This window comes from Clostridioides sp. ZZV14-6387 (genome assembly GCF_020657835.1).
Lineage (GTDB): Bacteria > Bacillota > Clostridia > Peptostreptococcales > Peptostreptococcaceae > Clostridioides > Clostridioides difficile_A.
Map to the genome: position 1 here is coordinate 110,542 of NZ_JAGWCW010000010.1, position 14,354 is coordinate 124,895.

A 14,354-nucleotide genomic window follows, 5' to 3' on the forward strand; every position below is an offset into this window, starting at 1 on the left:
TAAAATTTATATCTACTAAAATAAATTTACTAAAACAAAATATGTTGTTTGTGTAAATAAAAAAAGCATTCCCCAGTATGAGAATGCTTAATTGTAATTATAAAATTATTCGATTAATACTTTTAATTATTGCTTTATTATCTTTTACAGAAGGAATATATTTGTAATTATTTTTAAAAATACTTTTTTAAATGTTATTCCAAATATCTTTATAAGCATATCCACTATAAACATCTATGAAATACCATCCATAAGTCTGTTTTGGTTGTGGCTTTGAATCTATTCTTACAGCATATACTTTTATATTATTAATATTATCAATATAAGCAGTATTTACTCTTAATAAATTAACACTAACCTTATGCTTTCTAGCACATTCTGCTAATGCTAATTCTTTTGCTTTATCTTCTGTTATCATTTTTCTATTTTCATAGTCAGCTGGGTTACATACTTCCATAATGCCACTAACATTGTATGTATATACTTTGCTCATATCATTTTTCTCTACACAATATCTAACATCACCTTCAGAATTCTCTGTGACATAACCAAATACGTAGAATTGTTTTCCTGAATATTCAAAGCTAGTATCTAATAAAAATATTAAGTCTTCATCTTCTGGATAATTTTCATTATAATAAAGTTTATCAACACCTAGCAATTTTTTCACAGCATTAGCAGCATCCTCTACTGTATATTGTTTTCCAGTATCTGAATTTCCTATATTTTTTGTTACATTTAAACACTGCTGTAATATACTATCATTTAGATTTCCTATTGCTGTTATTTTAGTTGCACTTTTTAATACAGTCTTATTGCTATTATCATCAACTAAAACTGTTGGAGTATTTTTAGCTATTGTAGAACCAGCAAGTGCATACACTAAATCTGTTCCGCTAGCTATATAAAACTCTTTTGCTCCATTATAGAACTTATTTATTATCTTCTTATTAGTATCATATCTATCTACTCCACCCAATCTAGTTGAATTAGTATCATTTACTAAGTTATCACTCATTGATGAAGTACCTCCTATTATATAACTTTCTGTTCCAGTAGTGTTAAATGGTACACTCTTTCCATCAGTTAATACTATAGGTGCTTTATCTCTAACAGCTACAGATGCAATACTCATAGCATCTGGTTCACCTTTAAAAGCATTAGTTAATATAACCTTACTAACCTTGTTAATAGCTCCTATTTCTTTTGCTACATTATAACTTGTCTTAATTCTATCACTACCTTGAAGTCTTTTAACTTCTATATTCTTATCTCTCAAAACGTTTTCAGTTGCTTTATCAATAGAACTTTCACCACCAATTATGTACACTTTATTAGCTTTTTCAACTCTTTTCATAGTTGCACTTGGTATATTATTCTTTTTAGTTAAAAGAATTGGTGCATTTGTTGCTCCTGCAAGACCACTCGCACTTAATCCATCAGCCATAGTACTATCTGCATTTACAAGTATTGCAGTAGTATAGTTTTCTCTATCTGCAATAAGTCCAGCAGTTTCATATTTATCTGCACCTTGAATTTTATCAATTTTATCAAGTGCATTTGCAGATATAGGACAACCAGCAACAAACATTGACATAGCTATCCCTAACGATAATAATTTCTTTGATTTCACAATATTTCCCCCCTTATTAATACTTCATAATTAAATTGTATAACAAGCACATATTATATGTTGTCGGAAACAAAAACTATTTCCAATCATTTAACGACATTAAATTGTAAAAAAACAAAATATTTTTTTAATAAAATATAAAAAACTCTTATATATAATATATAAGTAGTTAATTGTTTTAAGTCAAAACATAAGATTCTTATATATATTAAATCAGCCCTCATAAGAAAAAAATGAAAAATAGGCACCCAAAGATTAAATCTAAAGGTGCCTTGACTTTATAATATTAAATTCTTTTTAGCTCTCTTAATGTTAAATCCATCTTAGGATAAGGAATTGTAATTCCTTCTTCATCAAATCTAACTTTAACCTCTTCCAATAAATCAAGATAAATTGTCCAATAATCTTCTGTATTACACCAAACTCTAACAGCAAATTTAATGGCATTATCTCCATGTTCCACTATTCCTATAAATGGTTCTGGTTCATTTATTATTAATTTATGGCTATTCACAATCTCTTTCAATACTCTTCTCACCTGTACTATATCATCTTCATATCCTACACTAAAAGTTAAGTCAACTCGTCTAGTATTCTTTGCTGAATAGTTTGTTAGGCTATCATTTGATACAGAACCATTAGGTATAAGTATCTGCTTATTATCTGGAGTAACCAATTGTGTATAAAAAAGTCCTATTTGCTCAACTGTTCCTCCATGACCTGCTGCTTCTATGTAATCTCCTACTTTAAAAGGTCTAATCAAAAGTATGATAAATCCTCCAGCAAAATTTGATAAACTACCTTGTAATGCTAAACCTATAGCTACCCCTGCTGATGCTATCACAGCAGCAAAGCTAGATAAGCTCATTCCCCAATATTCTAAAACAATGATTACAACAGCAACTTTAAGCACACTTAAAAGAAGAGATTTCAAAAACCTTCTTAGGGTTAAATCAATATCCCTTTTTCCAAGTAATAACATTACATGGTTTACAAATTTCTTTATTATTTTAAATCCAATGGAAAGTATAAGTATACCTATTATAAGTTTTACTCCACTTGTAGTAGCCCATTCTAAAAAGCTTTCCATTATACCGCCCATATCCATTTTATTAATATCTAGATTGTTTAAATCCAACTTGCTTATATCATCTATTTTTGTCGTATCCATAAAAAACTCCTTACTTTATATTTTTAGAACCAATATTATAGTTTAAAGTTCTTATTTTCTATTTAATATAATACAATATCATTTCGACATAGTAAACAAGATTTATATTCCAATTATATCTTGGTATATATCCTTGTAATAAATATAAATTCTTTTTTATCTATAAAATATTGCATTAAATTGAATCAATAATAAGATTCTATTCAGTCTTAGAATTATCATTTTTTACACCTATATGAGATGCTGTTATAGTTATAATACTGAGTACTATAAATATCACAAATCCTCTTTTATATCCATCAACTACATTATGTGAATTTACTTGCAAAGATACTGCTATAATTAAATTAATAATACCACTACCTATAAATTCGAAAGTATTAATGACACTAGTTGCCAATCCAGAATAAATTTCTTTATTTTTATACTTAGCATCATTGAAAACTTGTAAATGAGACATAACTATACATCCCATAACAAAAAATGCTATTGGTAAAATGATTATTGGTGGTTTTACTTTATATACAACTACAATTAGAATCCATATAAATAAATCTATTATTGCTCCATATTTAATTATATTAAATTTACTAGAGCTTATTTTAGCAAATACAAAGTCCATAATTATTGAACCAAATATAAATCCATATGTAAAAAATGATACTATAAATGCAGAAAAACTCTTACTAACCCCATAAACATCCATTATGTATTTCACTCCCCATAGACTTGTAAATGCACTTGTCAGACCTACAAAAGAGAACATTATCATTGAGTTATACCATGTTGATTTATTTTTTATAACAGACTTAATTCCATCAACAATACCAATCTTCTCTGGCTCTTCATTAGGTTCCATATCTATATTGAATCCGTATTCTCTTGGAGTATCTCTAACAATAATATACATAAAACATCCGATTACAACACCAATTATGCCTATCAATAAAAATGAATTTCTCCAGCCAACAAATTCAGATAGAAATACAAGTGGAAAAGTAGCAAGAACTCCCCCTAAATTCCCTACAAATGAAAATTTAGCTGTTGCAGAAGCAAATTCTGATTTATTAAACCATCTACCCTGAATTTTTAAAATACAAAGCAATATTACTGATGTCCCTGCACCTACAACTATACGAGAAATATATGCTAACTCTATACTTTGAATCAATCCAAATAAAATAGAACCTAAACTTGCCATTATTATTCCAAGACTACTAATTTTTCTTGCTCCATATTTATCAATTAAGATTCCTGCTGGTATTTGCATAAATGCATATGCATAGAGGCAAAAAGATGCTATATTTGAAATTTGTATAGAATTAAAACCTAACTCATTTGATAAATTATCTGAAACAACAGCAGTTGACATCCTTAAAAATAAGACTAAAATGAATGAAAATGTAATTATGCCCCAAACACTCCATTTAGCCTTTGTATAACTTTTCATATTTTCTCCCTCAAATCTACATAGCTTTAAATTTTCTTGATATACTCTATAAAATTCATGCTTTCTAAGTGATTATATCAAGTATACATCTATTTATTACAAATTTTAACATATAGTCTCATTATACTACATATATACATATTTAACTAGAAATAAAGTTTCATTCTTGTTATATATATAAATTAACTCCTTAAATATAAAAAGCCATCTTTGAACATTACTCAAAAGATGGCTCTCTATAAAAATATCTATTCTAAATTTAATTTTTTATCTAATATATATTTTGTAGCGAAAAATAATATTACTACAACTGCAATACTCCCAAGCATTGCAAGTGCAAAATGAGGACTTTGATAAAAATGATATATCATATTTGTATCTTTATGTGGTAAAATTCTTTCTATAGCATTTCCAACACTTGATATTACTATATTTATAGCTATAAAAGAAACAAATGCTACTATATTTCTATGCTTGTTAAATCTTGGCAATTGCCCCATTGAAATTGATGTATATAATAACAAAATAAATGATGAATATGAAATAAGCATTGTTACTGAAAATAATACAACATCTAAAAAATATTCAGAACCTTTTGTAAAAACAGTATTAAAAAAATCTAAAAATTCAGGTAAGTGTATTCCAGAAGCACTAAAAAGCATAAGCATTCCAAATGTGAACATTGCAACTATAAAACTAAGTACAGCATATATAAGTGCTGTTATACATTTAGATAAAATAAGTGAACTAGTACTAACAGGAAGAGTAAACATTAAATACCCTTCATCACCCAAAAGATTTTTTCTGAATCTTTGAATTGTAACTACAATAGTTAAAACACCTAATGCCATGAAAAGACTCGTCAATACCAGTATTCCTATTCCCTGTATTTGGAATATATCTGTGTTTATAAATATTCCATTGAATACAGCTACTACTAATATAGCTATATATAATGGTATAAATGTTCTTCCACTTGCCTTTAATTCATATTTTAATAATTTACCTAACATTTGAATTCCTCCCTAAATAATGCATCTATAGATTTTCCTTTTTCTTCTCTTATTGTTTCAACATCTCCTTGCAATACTATTTGTCCCTTAGATATAAATATTACTTCATCACATATATTCTCTATTTCACTTATTAAGTGAGTAGCGATTAGTAAAGTACTATCTTCAGAATAATTTTTTAATATAGTTTTAAGTATATATGACCTTGCAGCTGGGTCAACACCACCAATAGGTTCATCCAGGATATATATACTTGCTTTTCTTGACATAACTAAGATAAGTTGAACCTTTTCTTTGGTTCCTTTAGACATTGTTTTTAGTTTTTCATTCACATCAATATCTAAACTTTTAATCATCTCATTTGCTCTTCTAACATCGAAGTCACTATAAAAATCATAGAAAAATTTCAGTAAATCTGATACCTTCATCCAGTCATTTAAATAAGTTCTTTCTGGTAAATAAGATACTATTTTCTTAGTCTCTATTGATGGTTTCATTCCATTTATTACAATTTCACCATTATCAGGCTGTAATAATCCATTTATTAGCTTAATCATTGTACTTTTGCCACTTCCATTAGGACCTAGCAATCCCACTATCTTTCCCTTTGGTATATTCAATTCAACATTTTTCAAAACCTTTTTAGTTCCATAACTTTTATTTACATCTTTAAATTCAACTATTCCATCTTGAGAAATATTATTTATATTTTTATCCATTTTATAATTCTCCTTTCAAATTTTCTGTAATAAGTTTTATCATTTCATCTTTATCATACCCAAGTTTTTCTAAAGTCTCTTTTAATGTATTTATCTCAACATTAGCTATTTCCGCTTTCATAGCTTTTATTTTTTCCTTATCATCTGTTACAAATCTTCCTTTAGTTCTTTGGCTATAAACTAATCCTTGTCTTTCAAGCTCTGTTAGAGCTTTTTGCATTGTATTTGGATTTACTTCAGCATCTTCTGCTAGTGCTCTTACTGTTTCTAGTTTAGATCCTATTTCAATCTCACCTGAAATTATTTTCAATTTTAAATGTTCTACTAATTGTATATATATAGGCTTATTATTATCAAGTTCCCATTCCATGTTTATACCTCCTTGTTTATATTATTGTATTAATAACTTAATACAACAATATAATAATACAGCTTATATGTCAATTACTTTTAAATAAAATTATGAAAATATTTCTGTATATTTTTTCATACTATGCTTTTATAAAAATGCCTACTATATATCTATAATCAAAGCTATAATTATTTCCTTTTAATCTTAAATAATTTTATTATCTTAAAAAGTATATAAAAAAGTTCACAAAAAAATGAACACTGTATTAGAGTTCATTTTTAACATAATTTATTAGATTTTTATAATATAGATTAATTCCTATTTTATTGAGCTATACATAATCAATTTTTCAAATTCTTCAATTGGCATTGGCTTTCCAAACAGATATCCCTGTGCCATGTCACATTTTACTTCCTTTAAGAGCTGAAACTGCTCTTCTGTCTCAACACCCTCTGATACCACTTTCATTCCTAATTCTTTTGCCATTTCTACAACTTTAGTAACAATTATCTTACTTCTATTGCTATTATAAGTTTCCATAATAAATTTTTGGTCAAGCTTCAAAATATCCATAGGAATTTCTTTTAACATATTTAATGATGAGTACCCTGAACCAAAATCATCCATAGATATCAAAAATCCTATTTTTTTTAAATTATTCATTATATCAATTAAGATGTCAAAATTATCAAATATAATACTTTCTGTAAGTTCAAGTTCTATATACTTTGCAGGTATTTCATATTTATCAATTATATTTTTATATGTTTCTATAAAATTATTGCAATATAAATGTATCCTTGAGACATTAACCGAAATAGTAACTGGATTTATACCTGCATCAATCCATTTTCTAAGTTGTATACATATTTCTTCAAGTACATATAAATCTAAGTTTATTACAAAACCATTTTTCTCGAAAAATGGAATAAATTCATTTGGAGGTATTAAACCTTTATTAGAACTTTTCCATCGAACAAGAGCTTCTGAACCTTGTATTTCTCCTGTATCAAGTTCTATTTTGGGTTGCAAATGTACAATAAATTCTTTATTTTCCAAACTTGAAAACATCGTATTTTCCATCTCTTTTTCTTTTATTTCTTGGTCATGAATCTTATTATCATAAAATGCATAGGAACTTTTATGTCCTCCTTTTGCCATTTTATGAGGTATATTAGCCCTATCTATAATTGAATTAATATCTCTATCTTCTGAAAGTATAAAGTAGATTCCACAACTCAAAACCAGTTTATACTTTTCCTCTTGATTATTATTAAATAAATCTAGTTCTTCAAATATAATGTTCAATCTATTTGTTATATCTTTTTCTTCTATGTATTTCATAATTATAGTAAAATTATCAGCAGATATTCTTGCAAATATCTCATCTTCAAATATATTATTTTTAATAATCTTAGTTAAGTTACGTAAAATTTCATTTCCAACTTCATATCCAAATAGGTCATTTATATATTTAAATTTATCAATATCTATATACAATAAAGCATATTTCTCTTGAGTATTTTTGCATAATATCTTATTAGCATCAATCACAAACTTATCCATAGTACTTGCTCCTGTAAGACCATCTGTATAAGCTACCTTTTGCAATTTAATTCTAAACCTTAATTTATCATATATTATATATAGTATAAGCATTATACATATCATAGTCATAATACATATTATCTGTAATGAATATTTGCTAATAAATTGATTATTAAACATAATAGATTCAAAATTGCTTAGGGAGTTATTTTGATAAAATTCATTTAAAGAATAAACTGGTATTGTATGTATAATCTGTAAAATTATACATATAAATAAAAAAAACATTAATTTTTTTTGTAAATTCCTCATAAAAATTTCCTCCCATTAAAACACCTCTATTTTATTATAAACCATTAGCAAATAAGTATATCCCAAAAGTTTCCATTTCTTGTAAAATGGATAGTTTATATTTATTTTAAATTTCATGAAATTTTCAGTTACTATAATTATAGAATGTAGTATATTAGTTGTCTTAACTATTGATTTATACATTTCATATCGGTATAATATAAAATAAATTGGATTATTTTGGTATATAATTATTGATAAAAGATACTTATTTTTCTTCAAATTATCTGAAAAATTTTATTTTTATATTATAATTTTACTATTTTCTTTTCAAAACTATCCATTTTACAAGAAATGACTACTTTTTCCCAAAATATAGTATTTGCAACATATTCATACTTTATTTTTTCTGTTTTTTCTTTCTATATTTATTTCGACAAACTAATTTTTAAATTTTATCCCTAAGTAAATTAAAAAATATCTAATTTAAATTTTTTAATATATCTCCTCATAATTGATTTTTTAACTATAAATCTATAAAATTAAAACTCTTTATTGTTTCATTTATATAATGAAAATATTATATAAATGAAACAATAAAGAGTTTATATAATTAAAAGATAAAGAGAATATATAAAATAGCACTAAAGTATTTTATATATAAGATATATTTATATACTTTAGTGCTAATCAATATTTAATATATATAGTAAATCTACATTTAACTTTTTAAAGAGTTTCTATATAAAATTCTTACTCCCAATGCAACTAATATAAAACTTATTAAAAGAATTAAGACAAATTTAAGTATATTTAAATTTGCAAAATCGACCTCAATAAATTTGTACAGATTGGCTACATTTCCAGTTGTATAATGGCTTACTACAATTGCTATACCATTATTTAAAAAATGTAATAACATCGATACAAATATGGAACCAGATTTATATACACTATATGCAAATATAATACCCAGTATAGAGGTTGGAATTATTCTTATAAAATCCATATGCATAATACCAAATAATACTCCACTACATATTATAGCCAACTTAACAGACTTATTCTTATCTTTTGATTTACTAAATGAAGAAAATATAAATCCTCTAAAAAATATTTCTTCACATATAGCTGGCAATAAAGCTATTGTTAGTAAATTTAATAAAAACTTATCTTTCATAAACAGGGTTTCGTTTAAACTTTCAGCAACTTCCATGTTTTGAGGAAACAAGAATAAAATTAGTTGTGTTATAATCATAATAAGAATATATCCACCAATCCAAAGTACAATACTGCCAAGTATATGTTTTAACTTAGGAACTCTCAAGCTAAACACTTCTTTAAAATCAGCTTTAATATAGTATGCAAATATTAATGGTAATGAAATTATCATAAATTGTGTCATTATGATACCACCCATACCAAATTTAATTTGTACTAAAGAACCAACATAAATTAAAAGAACTAATCCCACTGCGTATAAAATAATACCATCACTTATAGTTGGTATAGAGCCTTTTTTTATATTACATCTTTTCTCTAAAAAAGAAAAACTCTTACTATTACCAAAAAGTATTTCCTCTGAATTGAACATCTTAGATAGTAATATGATTGCCAATATAACAAAAGCTATATTTGATACCAAAACTAAAGCTATTAAATTTAAATCACTTTTAAAAGATAATACACTTTTTATAAGTAGTGATATGTTTACCACAGGTATTACAGATGTTACCCTATCCAACACTATATTTGGTATCATAGAGACGTATGATGGTATCATAATAATTAACATAAGAGGAGTTATGTAGTTTTGAGCATCTTTAAAACTTTTTGCAAGTGAACATACACACATACTTATTGCTGCTACTACCATTGAAAACAGACATATACAGATTAAAGTAGTTACAATTGGTAAAATTAAATCTCCATAATTGAAATTTCCAAAGCCAAGTTGACTGCTAAGACCTCCACTAATTAAAATAAATGCCATAGTCAATCCCATAGATAAAATATTTAAAATTGCTGTTACTATTGCACTAAGAGAAACAGCCATGTATTTTCCCATAACCAATTCTAAATTTGATATTGGAAGCGTAAATAGAGTTTCTAATGTACCTCTTTCCTTTTCCCCAGCCATAACATCTATTGCTGGATATATTGAACCAAGCAAGACTCCTATTATCAGTATGAATGGCAATATTTGTCCTAAAAAATATCCTGCTACTTCTTCTGTCTTTGCAACATCTACAGTGCTATATGTTAAAGGCTCTAATGTAGATTGTACATCTAAACCTTTATCAGATAATTTTTTTTCTACAGTAAGTCTTTTGTATTTATCTAAAACAGTTTCTATTCTCTTTACTGCATTAGAAGAGTTTTCTTGAGAAGAATTCATATATATTTTATAACTTGTAGATGCTTGTTTTTCTTCTATCTTTATATAAGCATCAATTTTATTTTCTTCTAATGACTTTTTATAATCATCAACATCAAGTATTCTTATTTTTCCTTTATCATTTACATTATCTTTGCTTTCAGTATCTTTACCTAAATTATTATCTTCAATCATCGATACTAATACTTTATTTGGTTTATTATCAAAGGCTATATTAATATCCTTGCTATTCATACTATTTGCAGACATATTCATTACCTGCATCATTAATAGCATAAGTAAAGGATACAAAAGAAGTGGTAAAACAATCATCATAAATAATGTCTTTTTATCTCTCAATATATCCAACATTTCTTTTTTAAATATGTATTTTACAATCTTACTTCTCATCTAAACTTCCTCCTTTCTAGCAAGTTTTATAAATACGTCTCTCAAGTTGTTTACTCCAGATTCCTCTTTCAAACTATTTGGTGTTCCTGATGCAATTATTTTTCCATTGTGAATCATAAAAATCTTATCACATAAAGTTTCTGCTTCTTCCATATAATGAGTTGAATAAAGAACTGTTTTACCTCTTAGTTTTTCATTCTTCATAAAGTCTATTATAGATGCACTACTTAAAACATCAAGCCCTAATGTTGGTTCATCAAAAATGTACACCTTTGGAGAATGTATTAAACAACGAGCTATAGACGTTCTTTGAGTCTGACCAGTTGATAGATTCTCAATTCTATTATCTATAAATTCACTCATATCCATTATTTTTATAACATTTTCAATCGATTCTTCTATATCTTCTTTTGTCATTTCATATAAGCTTCCAAAAGTTGTTAGAAGCTCTCTAGGAGAAAGTCTTCCATATAACTTTGTGTTTCCAGACAAATATCCTATTTCTTTTTTTGCTGAATTTCTATCTATTGAATAATCATATCCAGAAACACGTATATCTCCTGATGTTGGTGTTAATATTCCTCCTAACATTCTAAGCAAAGTCGTTTTTCCTGCACCATTTGGACCTAATATTCCCACAATCTCTCCTTCTGCAACTTTAAAAGAAACATTATTCACAGCAAGAAACTCTTCTTTTCTAGTTTTTATTTTCTTTAACTTTCTTATTGAATTTTTATTCTTATCATCTTTTACGACCCTTGTAAAAGACTTGCATAATTTATTAACCTCAATCATTTATTAAATTGCTCCCTTCTTGTTTATAGATATATTTATATAAATATAACATATAAACCTTTTTTATATAAAGTTTTTTGTTTTAAAATAGAGTATCCTAGAAATTCATACTATAATTTGACAAATTACCTTTTTTTATTCTTTTATAATATCTTTTGTAACATTTTTTTACATATTAAATATAATATTACTATATAGATAAACTTAATCATCTATATATTCAAATCAAAATATAAAAGGAGTTCATTTAATGGAAAATAATAAATGTAGAGAAAATTTTAGATTTTCTCAAGAATATGAAGAAGGTTATATAAATACAAATGATAGATACTATGACAACTATCAAATAGAGGATAGATATTATGACAATTATCAAACAGAGGATAGATACTATAATTATCCAAACAAATGTAAAGAACCTAAAGTAGCTGAACATTGCTGCTGCAAAAAAAGTATGAAAGATGCATTAGAACTTTTAAGATATGATGCTATAAGACCTTTTGTTAATTTTAATCAGTTTGCTTTTATTTCAGATTTCTTTATAGTTGGTGCTTATTTAGTAGGTATAGATTACTCTCTACCTCCAAAAGATAATCTATCTGGACTTAATGCTACTTTTAAAAGATTTTCAGCTTGTAACTGCGATTTAATAGATATATCTGGTCAAATATATTATCCTAAACCAATTCCATTGACACTTGGCGGATTAGTTAGTTCAATTGGCACTATTCCAGGTATAGCTGAATTAGTTGCTCTTATAGAGGCAGCAGTACCTGCTAATATAGACTTAGGAGGTATATTAAATTCAATACTTGATGATATAATTGATTATATAGTTGCTACAATCAATCCACTAACAACTGTAGATTTAGCATCATTATGTTCTCTTAAAGCTGTTGCTTTTAATGTTGCACCTGGAGATTATAATGATTTTGTGGCAGTTTTAGGATATTATCTTGATAAAAAACAATATAGAGATTGTAATTGCAACTGTGATTGTGATGATTGTTGTTGTAATAAAGGTATACTTGACAACCTTTATACTTCTAAAATAAATAATCAAGTTACTGTAGTAGCTGGTAGTTTAGTTCTAACTGGTGTTGAAGTTTTAGGTAAGAAAAATGATGTTTTAGTACTTGGAAACTCTAATGACTCAAGAATATACTTTGTATGTGTAGATTCTATAGATTATATTGCATAAAACAATTTTAAAGTACTATATTTAAATATAAAATAGCATATAGTTTTTAAAATATAAAATATTTGATTATTGTTAATAAAAAAGAGTGCCTATGTAAAAATAACTTTAGACGCTCTTTTTTATTTTTATATTGACTTCTATCTAACTTTTTTACCAAGCTTAAATACTGCTAATACATCAGCTAATACATCTATATTATCTATAGGATTTCCATTTACAACTATAACATCTGCTTTCTTTCCTTTTTCTAAAGTTCCATAATTTTTATCAATTCTTAAAAGTTCAGATGCAGTTTTTGTAGCAGCCACTATTACATCCATATTATCCATACCATAATCTGACATTAGTTTCATTTCATAATATGTCTTCCCATGTTCATTGTAAGAAGTTCCTGCATCAGAGCCAACTGCAATTTTAATTCCTTTTTTATACGCTTTTAAGAATGATTCTTTATGTGGAATAGCGACAATTTCACACTTTCTAAGAGTCGCCTCAGTTATTCCACTTTCTTTTCCTGCATTTAGAATAAAATATGGAGCAGCCACAGTTGGAACTAAGTATGTTTCTCTTTCTAGCATCAAATCAATTATCTCATCATCTAAATAAACACCATGTTCTATAGAAGTTATTCCTGCAAGTACTGCATTTTTTATACCAGTTCTACCTTGTGCATGCGTAGCAGTTATTTTTCCTGCTTTTACAGCCTCCTCTACAGCAACCTTCATTTCTTCCAAAGTCAATTGTGGTGAACCTGGCTCAACACCATCAGTCGTTACACCTCCAGTTGCCATTATCTTTACACAGTCTACTCCATTCTTTAAGACTGTTCTAGCTGATTTTCTACATTCATCTATACCATCACTCTCAATCCCAAAGTAATATCCATGTCCTCCTGTCATACATATAACTGGACCTGAAGCAACTATACCAGGACCATCTATAGACCCTTTGTCTACAAGTTTTTTAAGTTGTACATCCACATATTTAGGACAACCTAAACTTCTAATATATGTTACTCCTGAATCCAAGTAAGCATCAAGTTGTTTTATTGTATTTACCACAAGCTCTACATCTGATACATTCTCATAATAAACTTTTGGATTTCCAACTGGCTCCATTGTCAAATGAACATGACAATTCATAATTCCTGGCATAACAGTTTTATCTAAGTAATCATATACATCATATCCATCCAAATCTTCTCTTATGTCTTCAATTTCAACTATAGTATCTCCCTCAATAATTACCCCCTTATTTTTCATAATGCTATTTCCTGTTCCCTGAACCTCCCATGACTAAAGTCACATGGTTCCTGCTTCATAGAATTTTGCATACTGAAATATGTCTTACCAATTCTCCACAGGCTATCCCCGTAGTTCCTACGGTTCTTACA

The 14,354-nt window shown here is 26.9% G+C and carries 11 protein-coding genes; 1 reads left to right on the forward strand and 10 read right to left on the reverse strand.

The features are described from left to right. Positions 1-187: 187 nt before the first annotated feature. From KGF38_RS08580 to KGF38_RS08620, 9 genes are all read right to left on the reverse strand, one after another. Entirely contained in the window at positions 188-1,633 is a 1,446-nt protein-coding gene (locus tag KGF38_RS08580; RefSeq protein ID WP_074179808.1) for a cell wall-binding repeat-containing protein, read from the reverse strand. 286 nt (positions 1,634-1,919) lie between these two features. Next, positions 1,920-2,804: a mechanosensitive ion channel family protein gene (locus KGF38_RS08585; RefSeq protein ID WP_074179809.1), complete on the reverse strand. Its 885-nt coding sequence runs from the start codon at positions 2,802-2,804 to the stop codon at positions 1,920-1,922. A 199-nt stretch (positions 2,805-3,003) separates the two neighbouring features. After that, the gene (locus KGF38_RS08590; RefSeq protein ID WP_074179810.1) at positions 3,004-4,254 is read right to left on the reverse strand and encodes an MFS transporter; all 1,251 of its coding nucleotides are present in this window, start codon (positions 4,252-4,254) and stop codon (positions 3,004-3,006) included. 248 nt (positions 4,255-4,502) lie between these two features. Beyond that, positions 4,503-5,267 carry an ABC transporter permease gene (locus tag KGF38_RS08595; RefSeq protein WP_054270107.1) on the reverse strand — a complete coding sequence of 255 codons (765 nt, stop codon included), beginning with the start codon at positions 5,265-5,267 and terminating at the stop codon, positions 4,503-4,505. After that, positions 5,261-5,986 (reverse strand): ABC transporter ATP-binding protein, encoded by a 726-nt coding sequence (locus tag KGF38_RS08600; RefSeq protein ID WP_074179811.1) that lies wholly within the window; start codon positions 5,984-5,986, stop codon positions 5,261-5,263. Before KGF38_RS08600 ends, KGF38_RS08595 begins: the two co-directional genes overlap by 7 nt. Before the next feature lies 1 nt (position 5,987). After that, a complete protein-coding gene (locus tag KGF38_RS08605) occupies positions 5,988-6,356 on the reverse strand; it encodes a GntR family transcriptional regulator (RefSeq protein ID WP_074179812.1) in 369 nt (122 codons plus the stop codon). A gap of 300 nt (positions 6,357-6,656) precedes the next feature. Then, positions 6,657-8,198 carry a putative bifunctional diguanylate cyclase/phosphodiesterase gene (locus tag KGF38_RS08610; RefSeq protein ID WP_054270104.1) on the reverse strand — a complete coding sequence of 514 codons (1,542 nt, stop codon included), beginning with the start codon at positions 8,196-8,198 and terminating at the stop codon, positions 6,657-6,659. Positions 8,199-8,898: 700 nt separating this feature from the next. Continuing rightward, on the reverse strand, positions 8,899-10,965 hold the full coding sequence (locus tag KGF38_RS08615; protein ID WP_074179813.1) for an ABC transporter permease subunit/CPBP intramembrane protease: 2,067 nt from the start codon (positions 10,963-10,965) through the stop codon (positions 8,899-8,901). Then, positions 10,966-11,760: an ABC transporter ATP-binding protein gene (locus tag KGF38_RS08620; protein ID WP_054270102.1), complete on the reverse strand. Its 795-nt coding sequence runs from the start codon at positions 11,758-11,760 to the stop codon at positions 10,966-10,968. 250 nt (positions 11,761-12,010) lie between these two features. Here KGF38_RS08620 and KGF38_RS08625 point away from each other — a divergent pair, with 250 nt between their 5' ends. Continuing rightward, a complete protein-coding gene (locus tag KGF38_RS08625; RefSeq protein ID WP_074179814.1) occupies positions 12,011-12,961 on the forward strand; it encodes a CotA family spore coat protein in 951 nt (316 codons plus the stop codon). Between the two features lie 137 nt (positions 12,962-13,098). Here KGF38_RS08625 and KGF38_RS08630 read toward each other — a convergent pair whose 3' ends face one another. Beyond that, on the reverse strand, positions 13,099-14,223 hold the full coding sequence (locus KGF38_RS08630) for a metal-dependent hydrolase family protein (protein ID WP_141668765.1): 1,125 nt from the start codon (positions 14,221-14,223) through the stop codon (positions 13,099-13,101). Positions 14,224-14,354 lie beyond the last annotated feature (131 nt).